The sequence below is a fragment of the Salinicoccus carnicancri Crm genome, from assembly GCF_000330705.1.
Taxonomy (GTDB): domain Bacteria; phylum Bacillota; class Bacilli; order Staphylococcales; family Salinicoccaceae; genus Salinicoccus; species Salinicoccus carnicancri.
Window position 1 is genome coordinate 61343 of record NZ_ANAM01000001.1, and the last position, 26178, is coordinate 87520.

The following is a 26178-nucleotide window of genomic DNA, read 5'->3' on the forward strand; positions in this document are numbered from 1 at the left end:
CCTGTCATTTTAATGGTGACTTGTTTGGTGTACCCGGTTTTCTCGGATACTTCTTCGGTGTCTTGCGTATTTTTTCTATATCCAGTATATACCGTTCACTGTCCTCTTCGGGAAGCACGAAACTGTAAGTCTCCCGCACCCGGCCGCCGAGCAGGTCGAGTGCAAAGCTGCTCTCCTCAAGCTCCGCAAGCCCCCTTTTGCCCTTCATCACTATGAAGCCGCCCCCGGTCCGGACCAGTGGCAGACAGAGTTCGGCAAGGACATTCAACTGTGCAACCGCACGCGCTGTCACGATATCAAAGTTGTGTCGCTGGGCGCCCTGCCCGAACGTCTCTGCCCGGTCGTGGACAAGGTGCATCCTGTCTAAATCCAGATTAGCCGCCAGTTCATTGAGGAAGCCGATGCGTTTGTTGAGCGAATCGACGATTGTGACTTTCAGATCCGGACGGACGATTTTCATCGGTATGCTCGGAAAACCTGCCCCGGCGCCTACATCGCATATATCCGCATCCTGCTTGATATCGATGTTGAACAGCGGTGTGAGAGAGTCATAGAAATGCTTCAGATACACTTCCTCTTCCCCGGTCACAGCCGTCAGGTTGATCTTTTCGTTCCATTCCACCAACATCTCGAAATATGTCCTGAACTGGCTGATCTGGTGCTGTGTGAGCTCGATGCCCTGCGCTCTGAGTGCGTCTACGAATTGTTGTTCCGTCATGCGTTTACCCTTTTGATGTTGCCCTGTTCGATATAGACGAGAAGGATTGAGATATCCGCCGGGTTCACGCCTGAAATCCTGGATGCCTGCGCGATATCCAGAGGCTTGACTTTCTTCAGCTTATCAAGCGCCTCTGTCGCCAGGGAATGCACCGCGTCGTAGTCGATGTCCGCCGGAATCTTCTTGTTCTCCATGCGTTTCATCTTTTCGACCTGGGCAAGGGACTTGGCGATATAGCCGTCATACTTCGTCTGGATTTCAGCCTGTTCGTACTCCTCTTTGGAAATCTTGATGTCCTCTTCCAGAATCTCCATGATGGATTCATAGTCCATCTCCGGACGTTTGAGCAGATCGAATGCAAGGATGCCGTCCTTGAGTAGTGTTCCGCCTCTTGACTCGATTACAGCCTGTGCTTTTTCGTTCGGCTTGATGCGGATATTCCTCAGACGGTCGATTTCCGCTTCGACATTCTGTTTCTTTACAAGGAACGCATCGTAGCGGGCTTCCCCGATCAGACCGATTTCATGGCCTTTTTCAGTCAGACGGAGGTCCGCGTTGTCATGACGGAGCAGCAGACGGTGTTCCGCCCTGGATGTCAGCAGACGGTAGGGTTCATTCGTCCCTTTGGTGACGAGATCATCGATCAGTACGCCGATGTAGGCATCGGAACGGCTCAGGATGAGCGGTTCCTCGCCGAGCAGCTTGGCTGCGGCGTTGACGCCGGCGAGGAGCCCCTGGCCCGCCGCCTCTTCATACCCGCTCGTACCGTTGATCTGGCCCGCGGTGAAGAGGTTCTCTATTTTTTTCGTCTCAAGTGACGGCCACAGCTGTGTCGGCACAAGTGAATCATACTCGATGGCATAGCCGGAGCGCATCATGCGCGCGTTTTCAAGGCCCGGAACGGAAGCGAGCATATCGCGCTGGACATTTTCAGGCATGCTTGTGGAAAGCCCCTGTACATAGACTTCTTTCGTCCCCCTGCCTTCTGGCTCCAGGAAAATCTGATGGCGCGGCTTATCGTTGAAACGCACGACCTTATCTTCGATTGACGGGCAGTAGCGCGGACCGGTGCCCACGATATTCCCGGAATACATCGCTGAGAGATGCAGATTGTCATTGATGATCCGGTGCGTATTCTCTGAAGTATATGTCAGCCAGCACGGCAGCTGGTCGATGATGAACTCTGTGGTCTCGAAGCTGAACGCCCTCGGCACATCGTCGCCCGGCTGGATTTCAGTTTTCGAATAATCGATGGAATCCGAATTGACGCGCGGGGGTGTCCCCGTTTTGAAGCGGACGATATCGAATCCGAGCTGCTTCAGCTGATCGGCAAGGGGCACGGAAGGCATCTGGTGGTTCGGTCCGCTGGAGTATTTCAGATCCCCGAGGATGATTTCCCCGCGCAGGAATGTCCCTGTCGTAACGATGACCGCTCCGGCATCGTAGACGGTGCCGATGTTCGTTTTTACACCCTTGACGACATCACCCTCCACGATGATCTCATCAACCATGCCCTGCAGGATGTCCAGGTTCTGCTCATCCTCGAGCACACGTTTCATCTCCTGCTGGTACAGCGTCTTGTCTGCCTGTGCACGGAGTGCGCGCACTGCAGGCCCTTTCCCTGTGTTCAGCATCCGCATCTGTATGTGCGTCTTATCTATCACTTTTGCCATCTGTCCGCCGAGCGCATCAACTTCCCTGACGACGATTCCTTTGGCCGGGCCGCCGACAGACGGATTGCATGGCATGAATGCGATATTGTCGAGGTTAATGGTCAGCATCAATGTTTTAAGCCCTTTGCGCGCAGAGGCAAGTCCCGCTTCGACGCCTGCATGTCCTGCACCAATGACCACAACATCATATTTCATATTTCCTGTCATAGTTTTCCTCCTCTTATTTTCCAAGACAGAACTGGCTGAAGAGCTGGTCGATCAGCTGTTCGCTGACGTCTTCACCAATGACTTCCCCAAGCAGTTCCCAAGTTTTGACAAGGTCGATCTGTATGATATCGACCGGTACGTCCATCTCCGCTGATTCAATTGCGTCGGTGATTGCCCGCTTCGCATCTTCCAGCAGGCCGATGTGCCTGTTGTTGGATACGTAAGTCGAATCCGTGGACTGGATGCTGCCTTCAAAGAACAGCTCAGCAATCCTGTCCTCCAGTTCGTCGACACCCGTGCTGTTTATGATCGATGTCCCGACGACGGGCATGTCCGGGTAGCGCCTGCCCAGATCCTCTGTATCAAACTTCGTTTCGAGATCGAGTTTATTCACAATGACGATCACTTTCTGGTCGGATACGGAATCGAGGATTTCGATATCCTCATCTGTAAGCGATTCGTTGTTGTTTACCACATACAGAATCAGTTCAGCCTGGATGAGTGCCTGACGGCTGCGCTCCACACCAATCTTCTCGACGATGTCGTCAGTATCCCTGATTCCCGCCGTATCGACGAGTTTGAGCGGAATGCCGTTGACATTGACGTATTCCTCCAAAATGTCCCGCGTTGTTCCAGCGACGTCCGTGACGATCGCCTTGTTGTCCTGGATGAAATAATTAAGGAGTGAACTTTTACCGACATTCGGCTTGCCGACGATGACGGTGCTCAGACCTTCCCGCAAAATCTTTCCCTGCGAGCTGCTTTTCAGAAGTTTTTCAATTTCCTTTTCCACTTTTCCCGCTTCTTCCAGAAGAAACGATGTTGTCGCTTCTTCGACATCATCGTATTCCGGATAGTCTATATTCACTTCCACCTGGGCAAGGATGTTCAGAATACTCTGCCTCAGGCTTTCGACATATGTCTTGAGCCTCCCCTGCATCTGCTGGTTGGCCACCTTGGATGCCTCGGTTGTCTTCGACCTGATGAAGTCCATGACACCTTCCGCCTGCGAAAGGTCGATTCTGCCATTTAAAAATGCGCGTTTTGTAAATTCTCCGGGTTCGGCCATGCGGGCTCCATGTTTCAAAGTGAGCTGCAGCACACGGTTTACGGTATGGATTCCGCCGTGGCAATTGATCTCTACTATATCCTCCCTGGTATAGGTCTTCGGCGCGCGCATTACAGCCGCCATGACCTCCTCCACGGATTCACCAGTTTCGGGATCAACAATATGCCCGTAATTAATCGTATGGGAATCCACCGATGACAACGGTCCCGCCCCTTTGTAGAGGGTGTCGGCAATTTCCACGGCATCTATGCCTGACAGACGGACAATCGCGATCGCACCTTCGCCCACCGGGGTCGAGATACTGGATATAGTTTCTAATTGCATAGTGCAGTACTCCTTTTATTTCTTTTCTATCACTAAATAGCGGTTCGGCTCGGAACCTTCTGAATATGTTTCAATATTTTCAATGTCACTGAGCACATGATGCATGATTTTGCGTTCAAATGAAGGCATGGGTTCCATCCTGAGCGGGCCGTTTGACCTGAGCGCCTTTTTTGACATGTTCATCGCCAGGTTCTCGAGAGTTTCCCTGCGCTTTTCCCTGTAGTCCCCGACATCAAGGATGATGATGCCGTAACTCCTGTGGATGGAATTGAAGTAATTCTGGGCGATTTCCTGCAGTGCATTCAGTGTCGCGCCCCGCTTGCCGATCAGTTTGGCGGCTGCCGGCGACTCGATGTCTATCCGGATTTCATTGCCATTGATATCCGTCCTGCTTGTACCTTCAATATTCATATCCCTGATGATATCGTCTATATAGCACTTTGTTCTTTCCGCCGCTTCCCGCATAAGTACCTTGTTGTCCCTGGCAGGGGCACCGGTATCAGAATCATCCACAGTCCCTTCCCCAGACGGTTCCACCGTGGTTGTGCCGTTTTTTTCCATAGGAGGGCCCGTGGTATCTTCCGGCGCTGCTCCCTTTTCAGCAGGTGCCTCCGCTGTGACGCTGTCGACTTTGTCAACATCCCTTGAAATGAGCGCCTCTATGGTTCCATGCGCCTTCAGTTCCGGGTTGATGACAGTCAGTCTGACGGCCGCCTCCTTTTTGCCGAAACCGAAAATTCCCCGTTTTCCTTCATCTTCGACATCTATCCTGATATCCGATTCAGTTACTTTCAGTTCTTCCAGACCTCTGGCGATTGCACGATCGACGGTTTCTTCCCTATAAATCCTGTACATGGCAGTGACCCCCGTGTCATTTTATACATCTCGCGATTTTCAGCACATGCAATAATGATTTTTCCATCTGATGGTAGTCCATACGGCTGACAGGCTGCCTGGCGATCACGACATATTCCCTCGGGTTGAGTGAATTCCGATGCTTCTGGAAAAACACCCGGATGCGCCTTTTGATCTTGTTGCGTTTCACAGCGTTGCCGAGCTTTTTGGATACACTGATCCCAAGACGCATATGATCTGTTTTAGGATTGTCTGTCAGATAGACTACAAATTGTCTGTTTGCAAAAGATTTCCCTTTCTTGAAGACGAGCTGGAAATCTTTTTCCCTTTTAATTCTGTATCTTTTCTTCATCATCAATACGCTCTTTCATATGATATTCCATTATACAAAATCCGGCGACATTTATAAAATATCCCGCCATATACATAAAAAAAGATCACCTGTTCAGATGATCTTGGGGTATTAGGCTGAAAGAACTTTTCTGCCTTTTCTTCTGCGACGGGCCAAAACTTTACGTCCGTTCTTTGTGCTCATTCTTTTACGGAAACCGTGCACTTTGCTGTGTTTACGTTTATTTGGCTGGTAAGTACGTTTTGTCATTTTAAAATACACCTCCATGATACTTCTGCCTGTATATAGCTTCTAAATTAAGCTTCTAAAATTGTAACTATTAAAGAATAACAGAAACACCCCCTGATTTCAACACAATTTTCACTTTTAACCCCCCGGAAATTTCTGTGGATAACTTTCATCATACACACCCGCTGTGGATAATAATCCGGAGTTTTTATATTTTCCACAGGTTATGCGCCAGTTTATCCCCAGATGAACAGATGTGAACTATATGCTTGTGGATAACTCGTGGATTTGTGCATATCTCTCCTGGACTGTTGATATTATACGGTGAATTCGATATAATTCTGTTTACGTAATTGTGGAAAAACGTCCTGAATGCGAATGTTATCCACAGAATGTTGATAAGTTGTGGACAGTTATCAATGTTCGTGGAAAATCTTTATCCACAGCCTGTGATTATGTGAATAAGAAAAGAGGACAAACCTAATGAGCAGTTTAAATGATATATGGAACAATACATTAAAGGGGATAGAAGAACAGATTGCCACCGCCAGCTATTCGACATGGTTCAAGGAAACATCAATGACCCATCTCGACAACGACCAGGCGGTTGTCAAAGCCGAATCCCAGTTCCAGCGTGACTGGCTTGAAAAAAACTACAGCCAGCTGATTCAGGAACAGCTGTATGAAGTCATGGGGGAAAAACCGGACATTCATATCGTCACCGAAGATGATCAGACAAAGGGAATGACGGAGGCTGTTGGAAAAGAACCTGAGGAAACACCTGATTTCCCGGTCCATAACCAGCTCAATGTCAACAACACATTCGAGACATTCGTCATCGGCAACGGCAACCGCTTCAGCCACGCCGCTTCACTCGCCGTCGCCGAAGCGCCGGCCAAAGCATACAACCCGCTTTTCATATACGGAGGGGTCGGTCTCGGCAAGACACATCTGATGCATGCCATCGGACATTATGTACTGGAACACCGGCCGAATGCGAAAGTCGCCTACCTGTCCAGTGAAAAATTTACGAATGAATTCATAAATTCCATCAGGGACAACAAAACCGAAGATTTCAGGAACAGGTACAGGAATGTGGATGTGCTGCTGATTGATGACATACAGTTTCTTGCCGGCAAGGAGTCGACACAGGAGGAATTCTTCCATACGTTCAATGCGCTGCATGAAGACAACAAACAGATTGTCATTTCGAGCGACCGTACACCAAAGGAGATCCCGACTCTTGAGGACAGGCTGAGATCCCGCTTTGAATGGGGCCTTATCACCGATATCACCCCTCCCGACCTCGAAACACGCATTGCGATACTGCGCAAAAAATGCGAAGAGGAAGAAGTCGAAATACCTAATGAAGCGATGATCTACATCGCAAACCATATACAGACGAATATACGTGAACTGGAAGGGGCACTCACGCGTGTCGCAGCCTACTCGAAGCTGGTGAACCAGCCGCTGACGCCGGAGATGGTCTCAGAAGCCCTGAAAGATCTCGTGACCCAGTCCAGTTCGAAGAAGATTACGGTCGCTGACATACAGGAGGCCGTCGCTGACTTCTACGGTATCCAGATTGAGGAATTCTCATCCAAGAAACGTACAAAATCCATCGCTTTCCCAAGGCAGATTGCAATGTATCTTGCACGTGAGCTGACCGACTACTCACTGCCGAAAATCGGTGAAGTTTTCGGCGGACGGGACCACTCCACCGTCATCCATGCGCATGAAAAGATTTCCAAGATGCTGAACCAGGATGAAATTTTCAAGCAGGAGCTGAAACAGATAGAAAATAAGATCAGCTGACGGATGTGCACAGTGTGGATAAATGTTACACTGGAGCCAACAGATTATGCACATGTGGATAACTTACACATCAAAGCTCTTCCCGACTTATCCACAAATCCACAGTACCTACTGTTATTATTACTTTATTTAACTATCAATATATATAATAAGGAGTCATTATCATATGAAAATCAGCATTAATCGCCAGTATTTCATTGAACAATTGAATCATTGTCTAAAAGCGATATCACCAAGGACGACGCTCCCCATCCTCAATGGTATAAAGATGGAAGTGAAGGACAATCAGCTGCTCCTGACGGGCAGTGATTCAGAGATATCCATAGAAATCACAATACCTACGGAAATTGATAATGAAGAAATCCTGGAAATTAATGAACCCGGCGCTGTCGTATTGTCCGGCAGATTCTTTGTCGACATCATCAAAAAACTCTCCGGTGATTTTGTACAGCTCGAAACGAATGATTCATTCCAGACAAAGATCACTGCCTCAAAATCCGAATTCAACCTGAGCGGCAATGATCCAGACCAGTACCCTCTGCTGCCGGAAGTGAATGATGACGAAAGCATCGTACTGAAATCGACAGTCCTCAAAACAATCATCAATCAGACCAACTTCGCGGTTTCCATGTCGGAAACACGCCCTGTCTTAACAGGTGTGAACTGGCAGTTTGATGAAGAAGGCATAAAATTCACGGCAACGGATTCACACAGGCTGGCGCTCCGCAGACTCAGCGGCGAACAGTTCTCCATGGGAACCATGAATGCGATCATCCCCGGAAAATCACTGTCCGAACTGAATAAGATCATCACTGATTCAGATGATGAAGTGGAAATCCATTTCTCCCAGAACCAGGTGCTGTTCAGCTACGGCAACATGCGTTTCATTTCAAGGCTGCTTGAAGGGAACTATCCGGATACTTCAAGACTGTTCCCGGAAAACTACGAAACGAAGGTCACTGTGGACAATTCGGGCTTCTATCATGCGATCGACCGCGTCTCCCTCCTGGCACGGGAAGGCGGCAACAACGTCATCCGCATGACGGTGGAGGATGGCAACGTTGAACTGTCCTCCAACTCGCCGGAAGTCGGCACGGTGAATGAAGATGTGAACACAAACGGCGTGGAGGGCGAAGGACTTAAGATCTCATTCAACTCCAAGTACATGATGGATGCACTGAAAGCAGTCAACGATGATGAAGTGACGATCGATTTCTTCGGTACGATGCGCCCATTTACACTGAGCGCCGCGAATTCCGACGAAGTCATCCAGCTGATCCTGCCGATCCGCACGTATTAGGTATAAAAATCTTATAAATGGCGACTGAGGCCCAGAAATTTAAAAACAGGGCTTCTCAGTCGCTTTTTTGTTTTCAAAGGGGAAAACCCTAAAAAGACTATAAAACGCTCTGAAGGCTTTATTTGCCCTTCTGGAGTGAAAATTATCCAAAAATGTAGTATAATATAGAAGTGAGAGTTAGGAGGATGAGTGAATGGAAAGTATCCAATTCGATGAAATCATTACGCTGGGTCAGTTCCTCAAGCATGAAGGGATAATCGGTACTGGAGGGGAAGCGAAATGGTTCCTCCAGGAAAACGAAGTGTTCCTGAATGGCGAGCCTGAGTACCGCAGAGGCAAGAAGCTTCATGACGGTGATGAACTGGACCTCGGGGATGCCGGGCGCTACAGGATAGAATACCCGAAATGATCCTGAAAAATATACATCTGGGAAATTTCAGAAACTATGAATCGCTGGACCTCGAATTCCATCCGAAGCTCAATGTTTTCATCGGCCGGAATGCCCAGGGCAAGACGAACCTGCTTGAGTCCATCTACTTTCTGGCGCTGGCCAAGAGCCACCGGACCGCAAAGGACAAGGAACTCATCCGTTTCAAACAGGAGGAGGCTTTCGTCAACGGCAGCATCAGGACTGCCTACAGCGACCTCCCCCTGTCGATCAGCGTGAGCTCCAAGGGCAAGCGCGCGAAAGTGAACCATATGGAGGTTGCCAGGCTCAGCCAGTACATCGGCCATCTGAATGTCGTCCTTTTTGCACCGGAGGATCTGAATATCGTCAAGGGATCGCCCCAGGTCAGAAGGAAATTCATCAACATGGAATGCGGACAGATTTCGAAGGTGTACCTCAACATGCTGAGCGGATATCAGAAAGTCCTGGCCCAGAAGAACAATTATCTGAAACAGAGGGATGTCGATCAGGTGATGATTGATGTCCTGAACGCACAACTTGCAGAATATGCAAGTTTAATTATTTTAAAAAGGCAGCAGTTCATCCGGACCATTGAGAAGTATGCAAGCCGGATTCACGGGGATATTTCAAACGGCAATGAATCATTGGCAGTCCGCTATAGGCCGAATATCAAATTCGAATCGGAAGATGAAAAAACCCTGGAGCTTGAGATCAAGTCGCTGCTCGATGACACGCTTGAAAAGGAAGTCGAACGCGGACAGGCCCTGACAGGCCCGCACAGGGATGACATATCGTTTTATATCAATGATTTCGATGTCCAGACATACGGCTCCCAGGGGCAGCAGCGGACGACCGCCCTGTCGGTGAAGCTGGCGGAGCTCGAGCTGATCCATGAGGAGATCGGGGAATATCCGGTACTTCTTCTGGATGATGTCCTGAGCGAGCTCGACGAGACGCGGCAGTCCCATCTGCTCACCTCGATCCGCAACAGGGTCCAGACATTCGTCACAACGACATCGATCAGCGATATCAATCATACAATCATGGATGAAATGCAGTCATTTACGATAGATGACGGGAAAGTTAATGTATAGCGGAAGGTGATAACATGGCTGAAACAAATCAAGAACAGTACGGCGCCAGTCAGATACAGGTACTGGAAGGCCTGGAAGCGGTCAGAAAGCGTCCGGGTATGTATATCGGATCCACAGCATCGAAGGGGCTCCACCACCTGGTGTGGGAAATCGTCGATAACAGCATCGATGAGGCGATGGCCGGCTATGCCACACGCGTGAACGTGACGGTTGAAAAGGACAACTGGGTAAAAGTGACCGACAACGGCCGGGGCATTCCGGTGGACATACAGGAGAAGATGGGCCGTCCGGCTGTCGAGGTCATCCTGACAGTGCTCCATGCCGGCGGTAAATTCGGCGGCGGGGGCTACAAGGTTTCCGGCGGACTGCACGGTGTCGGTTCCTCCGTCGTAAACGCATTGAGTGAGACGCTTGAAGTGTACGTCCACCTCGATGGAAAAATCCATCATCAGCAATATAAGCGCGGTGTGCCGCAGTTTGACCTCAAAGTCATCGGTGAGACGGACAAGACGGGCACGATGATCCGTTTCAAGGCGGACCCGGAAATATTCACCGAGACGACAGAATATGAACTGGATATCCTGCAGCACCGCATCAAGGAGCTCGCATTCCTGAACAAGGGGCTAGAGATCAATCTGACCGATGAACGCGGCGAAGTGGATGAAACATTCAGCTACCACTACGAAGGCGGCATCAAGTCCTACGTCGAACAGATGAATGAAACCCGTGAAGTGCTCCATGATGATGTAATCTATATGCACAGTGAAAAAGATGACATCGAAGTGGAAATCGCGCTCCAGTACAACAGCGGCTTCACGACCACGCTGCTGTCGTATGCAAACAACATCAACACTTACGAAGGCGGTACGCACGAAGACGGGTTCAAGCGTGCACTGACGAAAGTGATCAACAATTACGGAGTCACCAACAAGATCATCAAAGAAGGCGAAGACCGGCTGAGCGGCGAAGATGTGCGCGAAGGGATGACGGCAGTCGTTTCCATCAAACATACCGACCCGCAGTTTGAAGGACAGACTAAGACGAAATTCGGCAACTCCGAAGCCAGACTGATCACCGATCAGCTTTTCACAGAAGGTTTCGAACGCTTCATGATGGAAAATCCACCGGTCGCCAAAGTCATCGTTGAAAAAGGGATTACAGCCCAGCACGCAAGGCTTGCTGCGAAAAAGGCACGGGAGATGACACGCAGGAAATCCGCACTTGAGATATCCAGCCTGCCGGGTAAACTTGCGGACTGTTCGAGCAAGGACCCGGCGGAAAGTGAACTGTTCATCGTCGAGGGTGATTCTGCGGGCGGCTCGGCGAAATCCGGCCGGGATTCGACCAAACAGGCGATCCTGCCGCTCCGCGGGAAAATACTGAATGTCGAGAAAGCCCGCCTTGACCGCATCCTCAACAATAATGAAATCCGTTCAATGATTACAGCGCTCGGTACGGGCATCGGTGAGGAGTTCGACCTTTCCAGGGCACGGTACCATAAGATCGTGATAATGACGGATGCCGATGTCGACGGCGCGCATATCCGCACATTGCTTCTGACATTCTTCTACCGTTTCATGAAGCCGCTGATAGAAGCGGGATATGTATATATCGCCCAGCCGCCGCTCTATAAAGTCGAGCAGGGCAAGAATAAGCACTACGTATTCGATGACAAGGAACTTGACCGGCTCAAAAATGAGCTCAAGGATACACCGAAGATTTCTCTCTCCAGGTACAAAGGTCTCGGCGAGATGAACGCCGACCAGCTGTGGGAGACGACGATGGATCCCGGCTTCCGGTCACTGCTTCAGGTGTCGCTGAAGGATGCTGTGGATGCCGACCAGACTTTTGAAATGCTCATGGGCGACATCGTCGAGCACAGGAAGACCTTTATCGAAGAGAATGCAATGTACGTACAGAACCTGGATGTTTAAAGATGGAGGTAAATATGAATGAGTGACGAAAAAGACAGACTGCAGCAGGTCAATATCAGCAAGGAGATGCGTACGTCATTCCTGGATTATGCAATGAGTGTCATCGTCTCGAGGGCGCTTCCCGATGTCCGGGACGGTATGAAGCCCGTGCACCGGAGAATACTTCACGGTATGCATGACAACGGCATGACCGCTGATAAACCGTATAAGAAATCCGCACGTATCGTCGGTGATGTCATGGGTAAATACCATCCGCATGGCGACTCATCCATCTATGATGCCATGGTCCGCATGGCGCAGGATTTCAGCTACCGCTATCCGCTCGTCAACGGCCAGGGCAACTTCGGTTCCATGGACGGCGACGGGGCTGCGGCGATGCGTTACACAGAGGCGAAGATGAGCAGGATCTCCATGGAACTCATGCGGGATATCAACAAGGACACCATCGATTTCCAGGATAACTATGACGGCAACGAACGCGAGCCGGTGGTCCTCCCCGCCCGCTTCCCGAATATGCTCGTCAATGGGGCGAGCGGTATTGCCGTCGGCATGGCGACGAATATCCCGCCGCACAATCTGAGAGAAGTGATCGATGCGGTGCTTGCATTGTCAAAAGATGATGAGATCACCCTGCCTGAGCTCATGGAACACGTGAAGGGTCCGGACTTCCCCACTTCCGGCCTCATCGTCGGCAAGGGCGGCATCCGCAAGGCCTATGAAACGGGCAGGGGCTCCATCATCATGCGCGCAAAATGCGAAATCGAAATGATGAAGAACGGCAAGGAACGCATCATCGTCTCTGAAGTCCCCTATCAGGTCAACAAGGCGCGGCTCGTTGAAAAGATTGCCGAACTGGCACGGGACAAGAAGATCGAGGGTATCACCGATCTGCGTGATGAGACGAGCCTCAAGGAAGGCGTCAAGATCATCATCGAGATCCGGAAGGATAAGAATGCCAATGTCATCCTGAACAATCTCTACAAACAAACGCCCCTTCAGACATCATTTGGCATCAATATGCTGGCGCTTGTCAAAGGCCAGCCGAAGATCCTCGGTCTAAAAGAGGTACTGCATCACTACCTCGAGCACCAGAAAGTCGTCGTCCTCCGACGGACGAAGTTCGATCTGAAGCGTGCGGAAGACCGGGCGCATATCCTGGAAGGTCTGAAGATTGCGCTTGATAACATCGATGCCATCATCGCACTGATCCGGGCATCCCAGAATGATGAAGCGGCGAGAAGCGGCCTGATGGAGAATTTCGACCTGTCGGAACGCCAGGCGCAGGCCATACTGGATATGCGTCTCCGCCGCCTGACCGGACTTGAACGTGACAAGATCGAGGACGAATATAATGAAATACTCAGGACCATCGAAGAACTCAAGGCCATTTTGGCGGATGAGGAGAAACTCCTTGAAATCATCCGCGAAGAACTGCTTGACATCAGGGATAGATACGGCGATGACCGCCGCACGGAAATCACCCTCGGCAACCTTTCCGACATCGAGGATGAAGACCTGATCCCTGAAGAACAGATTGTTGTGACACTCAGCCACAACAACTACATCAAACGTCTGCCGTCCTCCACGTACCGCGCCCAGCATCGCGGGGGGCGCGGAGTACAGGGCATGAACACGATCGAGGATGACTTCGTCAGCCAGATCGTGACGATGAGCACGCATGATTACATCATGTTCTTCACCAATAAAGGGCGAGTGTACCGTCTGAAAGGCTATGAACTGCCTGAACTGTCCAGACAGTCCAAGGGCATTCCGATCGTCAACATGCTGGAAATCGACAAAGATGAAAAAATCAGCACAATGATTGCCGTGAAGGATAAGGATCCTGAGGAATTCGAGAATATGTTCCTTGTATTCGCCACGAAGAACGGACTCGTCAAACGGTCCGGCTTGGAGAACTTCGAACGAATCAACAAAAACGGCAAGATTGCGATTTCCTTCAGGGGAGATGATGAACTTCTGGCAGTACGGCTGACAGACGGCACGAAAGAAGTCATCCTGGGTACAAAGGATGGTGCCCTCATCCGTTTCCCTGAAGAGCAGATCCGCACGATGGGACGGACAGCTGCCGGTGTCAAAGGGATCAGGCTCCGTGAAGATGACGAAGTCGTCGGCCTTGATGTGCTTGTGGAAGACCAGTCGATCCTTGTTGTAACGGACAACGGTTACGGCAAACTGACGCCCGAAGCAGAATACCGCATTACGAACCGCGGCGGTGTCGGCGTCAAGACGGCAAACCTCACCGACCGCGTCGGCGAACTGATCTACATCGCCTCTGTAAACGGCGATGAGGATCTGATGATTGTGACCAATCACGGTGTCATCATCCGCCTTGTGATGGAAGAGGTGTCCATTCTGGGCCGTAACACGCAGGGGGTAAGGCTGATCAAGCTGTCCGGTGACCAGAAGGTGGCGACTGTCGCCAAAGTGAAAGAGGAAATCGAAGAGGAAGAGCTCACTCTCGACAATGAAGAGGCGTCGGAGGAAGCGGCTGAAGATATTACACAGGAAACACTGACCGCAGAAGAATCCCTGAACCTTTCCGAAGATGAAACAGAAGAATGATCCATCATCCCGCAGCCCCGTGCTGCGGGTTTTTTTGGACATTGCCAATTATCCGTGTAAGCGCTATAATGAAAGCAGTCATTAGTGAATTCAGCATAATCACCCATAGAAAACAAGCCGGTTTAAAAGAGGTATTACCGATGAGCAATGAAACACACCAGAAAGCATTTGGGAAATATGCAACGCTTTCGGCCCTGTTGGGTGAGAAAGCGGCGCTCGAACTGATGCCTGACCATAGGGAATTCAGCGTGGTCACGGGCAAAGTCGGATCGATGGACCTGAAAAAAGTCATCTCATCCGTTGAAACGGCGGCAAAACGCAATGAACTCATCGACCCCGGCATCTACCGGGAAACGCATGCACTCTACCATGCGATCATCGAGGCGGCCGAAGGTGTGACGCGCGGAAAACTGAGCGTCGGCGAAGTCATGCGGACGGTCGGACTTTCATTCTCCGTCGTCAGAGGATATCCGTATGAAGACCAGCATGAGGGAGAATGGCTTGCGGTATGCTTCTACGGCACCATCGGTGCACCGATCAAGGGGAAGGAACACGAAACCCTGGGCCTCGGAATCAACCATATCTAGACAATGGAATAATACATGTCACAGACTTCAGCTTTTAGAGACACTGGAATCCCGTAAAGGGATTATTGTGTCTTTTTTTATTGTCAAAAAGGAGGAGACATAATGTCAGTTTTAACTTTGGAAGGACACGGTCTGACAATCGACAAGATGAAATCATTTCTTGCGGATGCAGACAGTACAATCGAAATATCGGAGGAAGCATATGAAAATGTGCGGCGCTCAAGGAGGATCGTCGAGGATATCATAGAACATGAAAAGACGATCTACGGCATTACAACGGGATTCGGACTGTTCAGTGATGTGAGGATCTCAAGGGACAGGACACAGGATCTGCAGGTCAATCTGATCCGCTCCCATTCATGCGGAGTTGGCAGGCCGTTTGGTGAACACACGGTGCTCGCCATGATGGTGCTGCGTCTGAATACACTGCTCAAGGGGCACTCCGGTGTGACCGTCGCGCTTGTCGATCAGCTGAAGGCATTCATCAATGGACGCATCATCCCGAAAGTGCCCGAACAGGGTTCTCTCGGGGCATCGGGTGATCTTGCCCCGCTCTCCCACCTCGCGGTGGCACTCATCGGCGAAGGCGAAGTCTATCATAAAGGGGAACTTCGTGAATCTAAAAGCGTGCTGGAATCGCTCGGTATCACGCCGCTCACTCTGGAGGCGAAGGAAGGACTCGCCCTGATCAACGGTACCCAGCCGATGACGGCACAGGGGCTGATCAACTGCATCGAGGCCGAGAAGCTGATGGATGACAGTGTCTGGATTGCTGCACTCACCCATCAGGCATTGAACGGCATCACGGACGCGTTCAATGAAAAGGTGCATAATTCAAGGGGCTATCCGGAGCAGATGGAGGTAGCCAGGCAGCTCCGCAGCTATCTGGAGGGATCATCCCTCACGACGAGGCAGGGTGAAGTGCGGGTGCAGGACGGATATTCACTCAGGTGCATCCCGCAGGTGCACGGTGCATCACTGCAGACACTCGCCTATGTAAAGGACAAGCTTGAGATCGAAATGAATGCGGCAAATGACAACCCGCTCATTTTCGGGGAGGAGGAGGTCATTTCCGGCGGGAACTTCCACGGTCAGCCGATCGCCATCGCCATGGATCTGCTCAAAATCGGCACGGCAGAGATTGCGAACATCTCAGAGCGCCGCATCGAGCGTCTGGTCAATCCGAATCTGAACGGTGATCTGCCGGCATTCCTCAGTCCGGAGGAAGGGCTGCAGTCGGGTGCTATGATCCTGCAGTATTCAGCTGCGAGCCTGGTGTCCGAGAATAAGACGCTCGCCCATCCGGCAAGCGTCGATTCCATACCGTCATCGGCGAACCAGGAGGATCATGTATCGATGGGGACGATCGGATCGCGGCACGCACGGGATATCATCGACAACATGCGCAATGTTCTGGCAACAGAGCTCTTCATCGCGCTGACAGCCGTCGAGATCAAGGGGATCTGCGGCCTGTCACCTAAAACTCGGGAGAAATTCGACACTTACAGGGGAATCGTGGATTTCATCGGCCACGACCGCAATTTCAGCAAAGACATAAAAATATTATCGGACGCACTCAGGGTGGTCGGCTGAGGAAACCAATGGTCCAACAGCCATGAAAGCATCGCATTCAGACATTGGCGGCTGTCTGGTTCATAAGGGCAGTGCTGTCACCCGTCATTGTCATACCGGCCGCGTCACTTTTATGCTAAAAATTCTTATACAGGGAGTGGATGTTATGTCCAGGAAAATAACTGCAAAAAAAGGTTTGGAAATCGAATGCAAAGGCTGGGAGCAGGAAGCGGCACTCCGCATGCTCTACAACAACCTGGATCCTGAAGTGGCTGAAAGACCCGGGGATCTTGTAGTATACGGGGGTATTGGAAAGGCTGCCCGCAACTGGGAATCCTTCGAAGCCATAGAAAATACGCTCCGCAATCTCGAAAAGGATGAAACGATGCTCATCCAGTCGGGCAAGCCGGTGGCTGTCTTCAGGACACATGAGGAAGCGCCGAGGGTGCTGCTTTCGAATTCTGTGCTTGTGCCGAAATGGGCGAATTGGGAGCATTTCAACGAGCTCGATCGGAAAGGTCTGATGATGTACGGTCAGATGACTGCGGGAAGCTGGATCTACATCGGTTCCCAGGGCATTGTCCAGGGAACTTATGAGACATTTGCGGAACTTGCGAACCAGAACTACGGCGGCTCGCTTAAGGGTACGGTTACACTGACTGCCGGTCTGGGCGGCATGGGTGGTGCGCAGCCGCTCGCCGTGACGATGAACGACGGGGTCGCAATCTGTGTCGAAGTGGATGAGACGCGTATCCAGAAGCGCCTGGATACGAAATATCTCGATACGAAGACGGATTCGCTCGAAGAAGCGATGAAACTGGCTGAAGAAGCGCGGGAAAAAGGTGAGGCGCTCTCCATCGGACTGCTCGGCAATGCCGCTGCAATCCATCATGAAATACTGAAGAGCGGCTTCAAGATTGATATTGTGACGGACCAGACATCGGCCCACGATCCTCTGAACGGCTATGTCCCGGAAGGATACAGCCTGGAGGAAGCGGCAAGGCTGCGTGAATCCGATGCCAGAGAATATGTGAAGCTGTCCTCAGCATCCATGGCGAAACATGTGGAAGCGATGCTTGAATTCCAGCAGAGCGGCTCCGTCGTCTTCGACTACGGCAACAATATCCGCCAGGTGGCATTTGACGACGGTGTGGATAATGCCTTTGATTTCCCGGGCTTCGTACCGGCCTACATCCGCCCGCTTTTCTGTGAAGGCAAAGGTCCTTTCCGTTTTGCGGCACTGAGCGGTGACCCGAAGGATATAGAAGTGGCGGACCGAAAAATGCGGGAACTCTTCCCGGACAATGAAAAGTTGCTGCGCTGGCTCGATATGGCCCAGGAGAAGATTGCGTTCCAGGGGCTGCCCTCAAGAATTGCATGGCTTGGTTACGGCGAGCGTGCGAGGATGGGGCTTGCACTCAATGAACTTGTGGCGAACGGTGAAATCTCGGCACCGGTCGTCATCGGACGGGATCACCTGGACAGCGGCTCTGTAGCGAGTCCGAACCGCGAGACAGAGAGCATGAAGGATGGAAGTGATGCTGTCGGTGACTGGGCGATTCTGAACGCTCTTGTAAATACGGCAGCAGGCGGTTCATGGATCAGCGTGCACCACGGCGGCGGCGTGGGTATGGGCTATTCCCTCCATGCAGGCATGGTTGTTGTGGCGGACGGCACCGAAAATGCGAAACGCCGCCTGGAACGTGTACTCACAAGCGATCCGGGTATGGGTGTTGTAAGGCATGCCGATGCCGGCTATGACACTGCGATTGAAACAGCGAAGGAGAAAGGCGTCAACATACCAATGTTAAAGGAGAATGGATAATGAATGACACTGTAATCAGAAATATAAAATCACTCATCCTGCCTGAAAAGACGGACAGACCGCTCAGGGGACGGGAGATGGATGAACTCAACATCATACATGATGCGATGGTCGTCATCGATGGCGGCAAAGTCGTCTATGCGGGAGTGGAGACCGGCGGATATGAGGGTGAAGAGACAATAGATGCAGCAGGAATGATTGTCTCCCCTGCCCTCGTCGATCCGCATACCCATGTCGTCCACGGGGGCTCCCGTGAACATGAGATGGCGCTGAAGCGTCAGGGGGTGGATTATCTGACGATACTTGAAAAAGGCGGTGGCATCCTGAATACGGTCGAACAGACGAGAAAGGCGACACATGAAACGCTGTTCGACAAGGCATCAAAGAATATCACACGCATGATCCAGCACGGCGTGCTTACGGTCGAAAGCAAAAGCGGCTACGGCCTCGACCGCGAAAATGAGCTTAAACAGCTCAATGTTTCCCGGGAAATAGCGGAAAAATTCCCTATAGAGATGAAACACACATTCCTCGGACCGCACGCCATCCCGAAAGAGGCCGACAGTGAAACGTTCCTCAACGAAATGATCGGCTTGCTGGATGAAGTGAAGGACATTTCCGATTTTGCGGACATATTCTGTGAAACGGGCGTGTTTTCCATCGACCAGTCCAGAAGGTACATGGAAGCGGCAAATGAAAAGGGCCTCCGTGTGAAGATTCATGCCGATGAAATCGATCCGCTCGGCGGCCTTGAGCTGGCGGTCGAACAGGATGCCATCAGTGCGGATCACCTGGTTGCCGCAAGCGAAACGGGGAAATCGATGCTGAAGGATTCGGACACGGTGGCGGTACTGCTTCCGGGGACGACATTCTATCTCGGAAAGGACAAGTTCGCCGATGCCCGAGGTATGCTGGATAACGACGGTGCAGTGAGCCTCGCGACTGATTACAACCCGGGCAGCTGTGTAACGGACAACCTCCAGATGATCATGGCCATCGCGGGTTTGAAACTTAGAATGACACCGAATGAAATCTGGAATGCGGTGACGGTCAATGCCGCGCATGCAATCGGTGCAGACCGGGGGACACTCCAGGAAGGCGATGCGGCGAACCTTGTCATCTGGGATGCGCCGAACCATGAATATATCCCCTATCACTACGGTGTCAATCATGCCCACACGGTCATGGCGGACGGCAGAGTGGTCTACGAACGACCGGGATTGCTGTAAGTCCCTCCCCTTGCCTTTTTACAGGATTCGTATTAGAATGGTTTTTAACTTGAATAGAAGCCGTCAGAAGGAAGCAGTAATGATGACTTGATGACAGAGAGGCCATGGTTGGTGGGAATGGCCGGAAAGTATCATGAATTTCCATCCTTCACAGATGACGGGCCGGTATTTTATCCATACCGTTAACAGTGAAGAGATGATGCCTTTGGCATCAAATTAGGGTGGCAACGCGTATACCACGTCCCTTTCGGGGCGTGGTATCTTTTTATTCATAAAAACTACAACGATGGAGGCGGTCGCAATGCTGGATATCAAAAAAATCAGGAATGACAGAGAGAGTGTCAGGGAGAAGACAAAAAAACGGGGGATGGACCCTGTCGTCATCGATGAGATTCTGGATCTTGACGGGGAACGCAGGGAACTGATCCAACAGAGTGAGACATTGAAGGGCAGGCGCAACAAAGTGTCCGAAGAGATCGCGTCCAAAAAGAAGAACGGGGAAGATGCGGATGATGTCATCCAGGAGATGCGCCGGGTCGGCGATGAAATCAAGGAAATCGATAACAGGCTCCTGGAAGTCAAAGAGGCGTATGAGTACCGTATGCACCGCATACCCAACCTGATCCACGATGATGTGCCAGAAGGTGCGGATGACACTGAAAATGTTGAAATCAGGCGTGAAGGCACACCGAGGGAGTTCAGTTTTGAACCAAAAGCGCACTGGGACCTTCTGGATAGTCTCGGACTCGCCGATTTCGAACGTGCGGCGAAAGTGTCCGGCGCCCGTTTCGTCTACCATACCGGGGACGGTGCGAGACTCGAGCGGGCACTGATGAATTTCATGCTCGATGTGCACAACAAAAACGGCTATAAAGAAATGATGACACCGCAGATCGTGCGCGGGGAAGCGATGTTCTCAACAGGCCAGCTGCCTAAATTCGAAGAGGACCTCTTCAAAGTGGAAGACATGGACATGTACACCATTCCGACATCGGAAGTGACGCTGACCAACTTCCACAAGGATGAGACACTGGATGACGGGGAACTGCCGGTGAAGTTCACTGCTCAGACAGCCTGTTTCAGAAGTGAAGCCGGTTCTGCCGGCAGGGATACGCGGGGGCTGATCCGCCTCCACCAGTTCAACAAAGTGGAAATGGTCCGTGTCGAGCGTCCTGAAGATTCCTGGGATGCCCTGGAAGAGATGACGGACCATGCCGAAAACATACTGAACCTTCTGGGCATCCCCCACCGTACAGTGCTGCTCTGCACCGGGGACATCGGGTTCGGCTCTTCCAAGACGTACGACGTTGAAGTATGGCTGCCGAGCTACAATGACTACAAGGAAATCAGCTCTGTTTCCAACATGACCGATTTCCAGGCGCGGCGTGGCAACATCAAATTCAAACGTGATAAGGCTGCCAGGCCCGAACTGCTCCATACACTGAACGGCAGCGGCCTTGCCGTCGGCCGTACGATGGCTGCACTGCTTGAAAACTATCAGAACGAAGACGGCACTGTCACGCTGCCCGAAGTTTTAAGACCGTATATGAGTGGTCAGGAAAAGCTTGAAGCGTTATAATAGTAATACTGGATGCTCCTATTCATTTAGGGGCTTTATTTTATGGTTGGAGGAGTGAAATATTGAATAATAAAGTTTCGTTGCTTCAAATGATGATCGCCCTCCTGATGGTGTTCGTTTTCATCACACTGACTGACATCAGCCTCATCCTGGGCGGCGTCATCCTCCCCTTTACCGTCTATTTCCTGGTAAAATTGAAGCATGAGTCGAACTATCATTTTTGGCTGACATTCGTCAGTTTCCTCATACCTGCAGTGTTCCTGCTGTCGGCCACTGTATGGCTTTGGTACCTGCTGCTCTATCTGCTCGCAGTGGTGCTGCACCGCACGCTCACACAGAATATGTCACAGGAGCTCACGCTTTTCTATGTAACGGCGGCGCTCGCACTCGGCACGCTCGGCGGATTGAACATCATGCAGTGGACGGGTGCGATAAGGCCCCTGTCCGATGTCTATATGAATTTCCGCGACTGGTACATGGGACAGCTCGACATGTACGGTGAATTTGCTGCCTCGCAGATGGACACGGGACTGATCAGTCAGACGCTGGACCAGATTTTCATCAGCCTGCCTGCATACATCACGCTGATTTCCTTTGCGCTGGCACTGTACACTGTACTGATGCTGCGCCTCATCCTTAAGCCATCTCAAGTGAAGCTTTGGGAGTACCGTTCATTCAAAGACTGGAAATTCCCGCGCTTCATACTGTATTTATTTTTGATTTCATTTATAGTATCATTCTTTACAACCGAAGGGACGACGTTCTTCTCGACGATGAATAATATAATCATCGTGCTGGAATGGGTATTATATTTACATGGTTTAAGTTTCGCCTACTTCTTTTTCAGGGAAAAGAGAATGCATGTGGCACTGTCGGTTCTGCTGCTGATTCCACTGATCATACTCAAGCCCCTGACATTGCTGATTGGTATATTTGAAATGATCTTCAGACTGAGGACGATAATAGAACTTAAGAGGAAGTGATGATGATGTACAACGTGCTGGACAAAAGAATGATATTCATACCGTTTGGTATCGCGGCGTTCCACGTTCTCGTAATGAATATCTTCATTACGGTCAATCATTTTAATACCGGCCTGTTATTTTTTGTTGTCAGCATCATCCTTCTGACGCTGCTGTTTATGTATCTCCACCGCTCGCTCAAAGTGAGCGAAATCAAATTCAGGCAGATGGCCCTGGATGTGGCCGGCAGCAAGCAGTATGCCATCGACAATCTGCCGATGGGTCTCATCCTGCTCAATGATGCGGATGAAATCGAATGGATGAATGACTATATGGGCAGAGTGGTTCCGGCAGACAATGTGGATGAGCCGATCAACAAGCTGTTCCCGAACATCATGACGACACTGAAGGCGAATAACATCCAGATGACGGAATCATCCTTCAACGACCACCATTATAAAATCTACTGGGATGAGAATCACCAGGCACTCCACCTTCTGGACATCACCAGCCAGCGCAACAGGGAGCTTGAACTCGAGGACAAGAAGCCGGTCATCGGAATTCTGTTCCTCGACAACTATGACGATGTGACCCAGAATATGAGCGAAGCGGTAAAAAGCGAGCTCAACAACTCGATTACAAACACGATCAACGACTGGGCGAATCACCATCACATCTATATCCGCAGATTCTCACAGGACAGGTTCATCATAGTCCTGAACAACAAGAGTCTGAAAGAGATAGAAGCAACACGCTTCAATCTTCTTGATGAAGTGCGCGAACGGTCCCAGGAAATCGGTGTGCAGATTACGCTGAGCATCGGAATCGGGGAAGGCTCGAGCGACTATATCGAAGTCGGAGAACTTGCCCAGTCGAGCCTCGATCTTGCACTCGGACGCGGCGGGGATCAGGTCTCCATCAAAGCTGTGAACGGCAATGCCCGTTTCTATGGCGGCAAGACGGATCCGATGGAAAAACGGACACGCGTCAAAGCGCGTGTCATCTCCCACGCTTTGCGGGATATCCTGCTTGAAGGTGAGAATGTTCTGATCATGGGGCATAAGCATCCCGATATGGACGCTCTCGGTTCGGCGATTGGTGTGGCAAGGATCGCCACCATGAACGGCATCAAGGCCAACATCATATTGAATGATGAAGATATCGACGATACGCTCCAGCGTATGTTCAAGGAAGTCCAGGAACGCGAGGAGCTAATGGATCTCTTCGTCACGTCGGATGAGGCGTGGGATCTCATGAGCACCAAGACGACGGTGGTCGTCGTGGACACCCACAGGCCGAGTATGGTGCTCGATGAAGTCATACTGAACAAGGCGACGCGCAAAGTGATCATCGACCACCACAGGCGTGCCGATGACTTCATATCCAGCCCCCTGCTCGTCTATATGGAGCCCTATGCCTCAAGTGCGAGCGAACTTGTAGCGGAACTGCTTGAATACCAGAATAAAGAGCAGAAGCTCTCCCGTCTGGAAGCGACGATCATGCTTACCGGGATCATCGTCGATACGCGTAACTATACGCTCCGCACCGGATCACGGACATTTGATGCGGCAAGCTTCCTGAGGAGCAATGGTGCGGATCCGGTGCTCGCCCAGACGTTCCTGAAAGACGATATCGATACGTATATCGCACGCAGTGACCTGATCAAATCCGCAGAAATTCGTGATAACGGCATGGCGATCGTCAAGGCGGATCCATCCATGACCTACCATCCGGTCACGGTTGCCCAGGCTGCGGACCAGCTGCTGCAGATCGAAGGAGTCAAAGCTTCGTTCGTCATGGCCATCAGGGAAGATGAATCCATCGGCATCTCCGCACGCTCGCTGGGTGAAATCAACGTCCAGATCGTCATGGAATCACTGGGCGGCGGCGGCCATCTGTCCAACGCAGCAACACGTGTCACCGACAGGTCGATGGACGAATTGTACGATGAACTTTTAAACGCAATAGATCAAGTACTTGATAATAGGAGTGAAGAGGAATGAAAGTGATCTTTCTAAGTGACGTCAAGAACAAAGGACAAAGAGGCGATGTCAGGGAAGTGCCCAATGGTTATGCACAGAACTACCTTTTCAAGAACGGGCTTGCAGAGGAAGCGACACCGGGCAACCTGAAGAAGCTGAAGGAAGAGCAGGATAGAGCAGCAGCGGCAGCGGAACAGAAACTTGTGGACGCCAAACTGCTGAAAGATGAGATAGAACAGAAAGAAGTCGAAATAGAAACCAAATCGGGTGATGACGGCAGACTGTTCGGTTCCATCAGTTCCAAACAGATTGTAGAAGCGTATGAAAAGCAGCACGGCATCAAACTGGATAAAAGGAAAATCGATATGCCCCAGCCGCTGAAGAGTCTTGGCTACCACAAGCTGGAAGTCAAACTGCATCAGGAAGTGACAGCGGTCATCAGGGTTCATGTCGTTGAACAATAGACTGTAAAGGAGGGATTGATTTTGGATATACATCAGCAGATGCCGCATAATATGGAGGCGGAACAGTCTGTTCTCGGTGCCATACTGATCAATCCCGAAATCTTCATTTCAACGGCTGAAACCCTGGCCCCTGAAGATTTCTACCGAAGAGAACATCAGCATATTTACCGCGCGATGGGAATTCTGAGTGAAAATCATGAGAATATAGACGTAGTGACCCTGATCGATCAGCTGAAAAGCATGGAACAGCTCAACACGATCGGCGGGCCGCGCTACCTTGCCGAACTCTCCAACGTTGTCCCGACAAGCCGCAACGTTGGTTTCTATGTCAATATCGTTTCGAAATACTCGCTTAAACGGACCCTGATACAGACTGCCGAAGAGATTGCGAGCGAAGGATTTTCCGATGAGACCGATGTCGAGGACCTGCTGACCGAAGCAGAGGGAAAGATCATGTCGATTTCGGAGAGCCGCAGGAACGAAGGATTCAAATCGATGAAATCCGTTGTGCACGAAGTCTACGAACAGGTTGAGGCGCGTGCCGGACAGACATCCAGTACGACCGGCATACCGACAGGCTACCGTGATCTCGATTTCATGACTTCAGGCTTCAACCGTAATGATCTGATCATACTCGCCGCCCGTCCGTCCATGGGTAAGACGGCATTCGCACTGAACATCGCAGGCCACGTGGGAACATCCGCCGACGGCTATACCGTCGCCATATTCTCCCTTGAGATGGGAGCGGACCAGCTCGTTTCCAGGATGATCTCAAGCCAGGGGATGATAGATGCAACCAAGTTGCGCCAGGGGAACCTGGGGCATGATGACTGGGACAACTTCACCACGGCCATCGGCAGCCTCGCAGACTCGAAGATATTCATCGATGATACTCCCGGCATCCGTGTGAACGATATCCGTTCAAAGTGCATGCGTCTGAAGCAGGAGCATGGCCTCGACATGGTCATCATCGACTATCTGCAGCTGATCCAGGGTTCGAGCAATAAAAGCAGTGACAACCGCCAGCAGGAAGTATCCGAAATATCCAGGATGCTCAAGGCACTTGCACGTGAGATGGAATGTCCGGTTATTGCACTGAGCCAGCTATCAAGAAGCGTGGAGACCAGACAGGACAAGCGTCCGATGATGAGTGACCTTCGTGAATCAGGCTCCATCGAGCAGGATGCGGATATCGTCTCCTTCCTCTACCGTGAGGACTACTATGTGCGCGGCGACGGTGAGGATGACGCCGAGGGGGCACAGAAAGAACAGGACGAGATAGAGATCATCCTGGCAAAACACCGTAACGGCCCGACCGGCACGGTCAAACTGATATTCAACAAGTCCTACAGCAGCTTCTTTGACCAGGACAACAGGGACTACGGGGACGGGTACATCCCGCCAAACTAATTTACGA

At 51.0% G+C, this 26178-nt stretch carries 21 protein-coding genes; 15 read left to right on the forward strand and 6 right to left on the reverse strand.

Going from position 1 to position 26178, the window contains the following annotated elements:
- Nucleotides 1–4: 4 nt before the first annotated feature.
- The 6 genes from rsmG to rpmH all read right to left on the reverse strand — a co-directional run bounded on the left by rsmG (nucleotide 5) and on the right by rpmH (nucleotide 5447).
- Nucleotides 5–718, reverse strand: coding sequence for a 16S rRNA (guanine(527)-N(7))-methyltransferase RsmG (rsmG, locus tag C792_RS0100310; RefSeq protein ID WP_017547441.1), 714 nt, complete (start codon nucleotides 716–718; stop codon nucleotides 5–7).
- Nucleotides 715–2598, reverse strand: coding sequence for a tRNA uridine-5-carboxymethylaminomethyl(34) synthesis enzyme MnmG (gene mnmG / locus C792_RS0100315; protein ID WP_017547442.1), 1884 nt, complete (start codon nucleotides 2596–2598; stop codon nucleotides 715–717). The genes rsmG and mnmG overlap by 4 nt, the downstream gene beginning before the upstream one ends.
- Before the next feature lie 13 nt (nucleotides 2599–2611).
- Complete coding sequence (gene mnmE, locus C792_RS0100320) at nucleotides 2612–3991, reverse strand: tRNA uridine-5-carboxymethylaminomethyl(34) synthesis GTPase MnmE (protein ID WP_017547443.1); 1380 nt, start codon at nucleotides 3989–3991, stop codon at nucleotides 2612–2614.
- 15 nt (nucleotides 3992–4006) lie between these two features.
- Nucleotides 4007–4846, reverse strand: coding sequence for an RNA-binding cell elongation regulator Jag/EloR (gene jag / locus C792_RS0100325; RefSeq protein ID WP_017547444.1), 840 nt, complete (start codon nucleotides 4844–4846; stop codon nucleotides 4007–4009).
- Nucleotides 4847–4862: 16 nt separating this feature from the next.
- Entirely contained in the window at nucleotides 4863–5198 is a 336-nt protein-coding gene (gene rnpA / locus C792_RS0100330) for a ribonuclease P protein component (protein WP_026090154.1), read from the reverse strand.
- 111 nt (nucleotides 5199–5309) lie between these two features.
- Nucleotides 5310–5447, reverse strand: coding sequence for a 50S ribosomal protein L34 (rpmH, locus tag C792_RS14710; RefSeq protein ID WP_082099208.1), 138 nt, complete (start codon nucleotides 5445–5447; stop codon nucleotides 5310–5312).
- Nucleotides 5448–5909: 462 nt separating this feature from the next.
- Between rpmH and dnaA the strand changes: the two genes are divergently transcribed.
- The 15 genes from dnaA (at nucleotide 5910) to dnaB (ending at nucleotide 26171) form a co-directional block, all read left to right on the forward strand.
- On the forward strand, nucleotides 5910–7241 hold the full coding sequence (gene dnaA / locus C792_RS0100335; protein ID WP_017547446.1) for a chromosomal replication initiator protein DnaA: 1332 nt from the start codon (nucleotides 5910–5912) through the stop codon (nucleotides 7239–7241).
- Between the two features lie 166 nt (nucleotides 7242–7407).
- Nucleotides 7408–8541 (forward strand): DNA polymerase III subunit beta, encoded by a 1134-nt coding sequence (gene dnaN, locus C792_RS0100340; RefSeq protein WP_017547447.1) that lies wholly within the window; start codon nucleotides 7408–7410, stop codon nucleotides 8539–8541.
- A gap of 193 nt (nucleotides 8542–8734) precedes the next feature.
- A complete protein-coding gene (yaaA, locus tag C792_RS0100345; RefSeq protein WP_017547448.1) occupies nucleotides 8735–8950 on the forward strand; it encodes a S4 domain-containing protein YaaA in 216 nt (71 codons plus the stop codon).
- Nucleotides 8947–10044 (forward strand): DNA replication/repair protein RecF, encoded by a 1098-nt coding sequence (gene recF, locus C792_RS0100350; RefSeq protein WP_017547449.1) that lies wholly within the window; start codon nucleotides 8947–8949, stop codon nucleotides 10042–10044. The genes yaaA and recF overlap by 4 nt, the downstream gene beginning before the upstream one ends.
- A 14-nt stretch (nucleotides 10045–10058) precedes the next feature.
- The gene (gene gyrB / locus C792_RS0100355; RefSeq protein ID WP_017547450.1) at nucleotides 10059–11978 is read left to right on the forward strand and encodes a DNA topoisomerase (ATP-hydrolyzing) subunit B; all 1920 of its coding nucleotides are present in this window, start codon (nucleotides 10059–10061) and stop codon (nucleotides 11976–11978) included.
- 18 nt (nucleotides 11979–11996) lie between these two features.
- Nucleotides 11997–14561: a DNA gyrase subunit A gene (gene gyrA / locus C792_RS0100360; RefSeq protein WP_017547451.1), complete on the forward strand. Its 2565-nt coding sequence runs from the start codon at nucleotides 11997–11999 to the stop codon at nucleotides 14559–14561.
- Between the two features lie 140 nt (nucleotides 14562–14701).
- The gene (gene hutP / locus C792_RS0100365; protein WP_017547452.1) at nucleotides 14702–15148 is read left to right on the forward strand and encodes a histidine utilization transcription antiterminator HutP; all 447 of its coding nucleotides are present in this window, start codon (nucleotides 14702–14704) and stop codon (nucleotides 15146–15148) included.
- A 102-nt stretch (nucleotides 15149–15250) separates the two neighbouring features.
- Nucleotides 15251–16741, forward strand: a complete 1491-nt coding sequence (gene hutH, locus C792_RS0100370; RefSeq protein WP_017547453.1) for a histidine ammonia-lyase — start codon at nucleotides 15251–15253, stop codon at nucleotides 16739–16741.
- A gap of 145 nt (nucleotides 16742–16886) precedes the next feature.
- Nucleotides 16887–18545, forward strand: coding sequence for a urocanate hydratase (gene hutU / locus C792_RS0100375; RefSeq protein WP_017547454.1), 1659 nt, complete (start codon nucleotides 16887–16889; stop codon nucleotides 18543–18545).
- Nucleotides 18545–19774, forward strand: coding sequence for an imidazolonepropionase (gene hutI / locus C792_RS0100380; RefSeq protein ID WP_017547455.1), 1230 nt, complete (start codon nucleotides 18545–18547; stop codon nucleotides 19772–19774). The genes hutU and hutI overlap by 1 nt, the downstream gene beginning before the upstream one ends.
- 301 nt (nucleotides 19775–20075) lie before the next feature.
- Nucleotides 20076–21353: a serine--tRNA ligase gene (gene serS / locus C792_RS0100385; RefSeq protein ID WP_017547456.1), complete on the forward strand. Its 1278-nt coding sequence runs from the start codon at nucleotides 20076–20078 to the stop codon at nucleotides 21351–21353.
- Nucleotides 21354–21415: 62 nt separating this feature from the next.
- Nucleotides 21416–22336, forward strand: coding sequence for a DUF2232 domain-containing protein (locus tag C792_RS0100390; RefSeq protein WP_245537498.1), 921 nt, complete (start codon nucleotides 21416–21418; stop codon nucleotides 22334–22336).
- Between the two features lie 5 nt (nucleotides 22337–22341).
- On the forward strand, nucleotides 22342–24318 hold the full coding sequence (locus C792_RS0100395; RefSeq protein ID WP_026090155.1) for a DHH family phosphoesterase: 1977 nt from the start codon (nucleotides 22342–22344) through the stop codon (nucleotides 24316–24318).
- Nucleotides 24315–24761, forward strand: a complete 447-nt coding sequence (gene rplI / locus C792_RS0100400) for a 50S ribosomal protein L9 (protein WP_017547459.1) — start codon at nucleotides 24315–24317, stop codon at nucleotides 24759–24761. The genes C792_RS0100395 and rplI overlap by 4 nt, the downstream gene beginning before the upstream one ends.
- 39 nt (nucleotides 24762–24800) lie before the next feature.
- Nucleotides 24801–26171, forward strand: coding sequence for a replicative DNA helicase (dnaB, locus tag C792_RS0100405; protein ID WP_040608654.1), 1371 nt, complete (start codon nucleotides 24801–24803; stop codon nucleotides 26169–26171).
- The last annotated feature ends 7 nt before the right edge of the window (nucleotides 26172–26178 follow it).

What these genes read in the sequence shown, in the direction of transcription:
- rsmG (WP_017547441.1), bottom strand. Translation starts at nt 718, where the DNA reads ATGACGGAACAACAATTCGTAGACGCACTCAGAGCGCAGGGCATCGAG.
- mnmG (WP_017547442.1), bottom strand. Translation starts at nt 2,598, where the DNA reads ATGACAGGAAATATGAAATATGATGTTGTGGTCATTGGTGCAGGACAT.
- mnmE (WP_017547443.1), bottom strand. Translation starts at nt 3,991, where the DNA reads ATGCAATTAGAAACTATATCCAGTATCTCGACCCCGGTGGGCGAAGGT.
- jag (WP_017547444.1), bottom strand. Translation starts at nt 4,846, where the DNA reads ATGTACAGGATTTATAGGGAAGAAACCGTCGATCGTGCAATCGCCAGA.
- rnpA (WP_026090154.1), bottom strand. Translation starts at nt 5,198, where the DNA reads ATGAAGAAAAGATACAGAATTAAAAGGGAAAAAGATTTCCAGCTCGTC.
- rpmH (WP_082099208.1), bottom strand. Translation starts at nt 5,447, where the DNA reads ATGACAAAACGTACTTACCAGCCAAATAAACGTAAACACAGCAAAGTG.
- dnaA (WP_017547446.1), top strand. Translation starts at nt 5,910, where the DNA reads ATGAGCAGTTTAAATGATATATGGAACAATACATTAAAGGGGATAGAA.
- dnaN (WP_017547447.1), top strand. Translation starts at nt 7,408, where the DNA reads ATGAAAATCAGCATTAATCGCCAGTATTTCATTGAACAATTGAATCAT.
- yaaA (WP_017547448.1), top strand. Translation starts at nt 8,735, where the DNA reads ATGGAAAGTATCCAATTCGATGAAATCATTACGCTGGGTCAGTTCCTC.
- recF (WP_017547449.1), top strand. Translation starts at nt 8,947, where the DNA reads ATGATCCTGAAAAATATACATCTGGGAAATTTCAGAAACTATGAATCG.
- gyrB (WP_017547450.1), top strand. Translation starts at nt 10,059, where the DNA reads ATGGCTGAAACAAATCAAGAACAGTACGGCGCCAGTCAGATACAGGTA.
- gyrA (WP_017547451.1), top strand. Translation starts at nt 11,997, where the DNA reads ATGAGTGACGAAAAAGACAGACTGCAGCAGGTCAATATCAGCAAGGAG.
- hutP (WP_017547452.1), top strand. Translation starts at nt 14,702, where the DNA reads ATGAGCAATGAAACACACCAGAAAGCATTTGGGAAATATGCAACGCTT.
- hutH (WP_017547453.1), top strand. Translation starts at nt 15,251, where the DNA reads ATGTCAGTTTTAACTTTGGAAGGACACGGTCTGACAATCGACAAGATG.
- hutU (WP_017547454.1), top strand. Translation starts at nt 16,887, where the DNA reads ATGTCCAGGAAAATAACTGCAAAAAAAGGTTTGGAAATCGAATGCAAA.
- hutI (WP_017547455.1), top strand. Translation starts at nt 18,545, where the DNA reads ATGAATGACACTGTAATCAGAAATATAAAATCACTCATCCTGCCTGAA.
- serS (WP_017547456.1), top strand. Translation starts at nt 20,076, where the DNA reads ATGCTGGATATCAAAAAAATCAGGAATGACAGAGAGAGTGTCAGGGAG.
- C792_RS0100395 (WP_026090155.1), top strand. Translation starts at nt 22,342, where the DNA reads ATGTACAACGTGCTGGACAAAAGAATGATATTCATACCGTTTGGTATC.
- rplI (WP_017547459.1), top strand. Translation starts at nt 24,315, where the DNA reads ATGAAAGTGATCTTTCTAAGTGACGTCAAGAACAAAGGACAAAGAGGC.
- dnaB (WP_040608654.1), top strand. Translation starts at nt 24,801, where the DNA reads ATGCCGCATAATATGGAGGCGGAACAGTCTGTTCTCGGTGCCATACTG.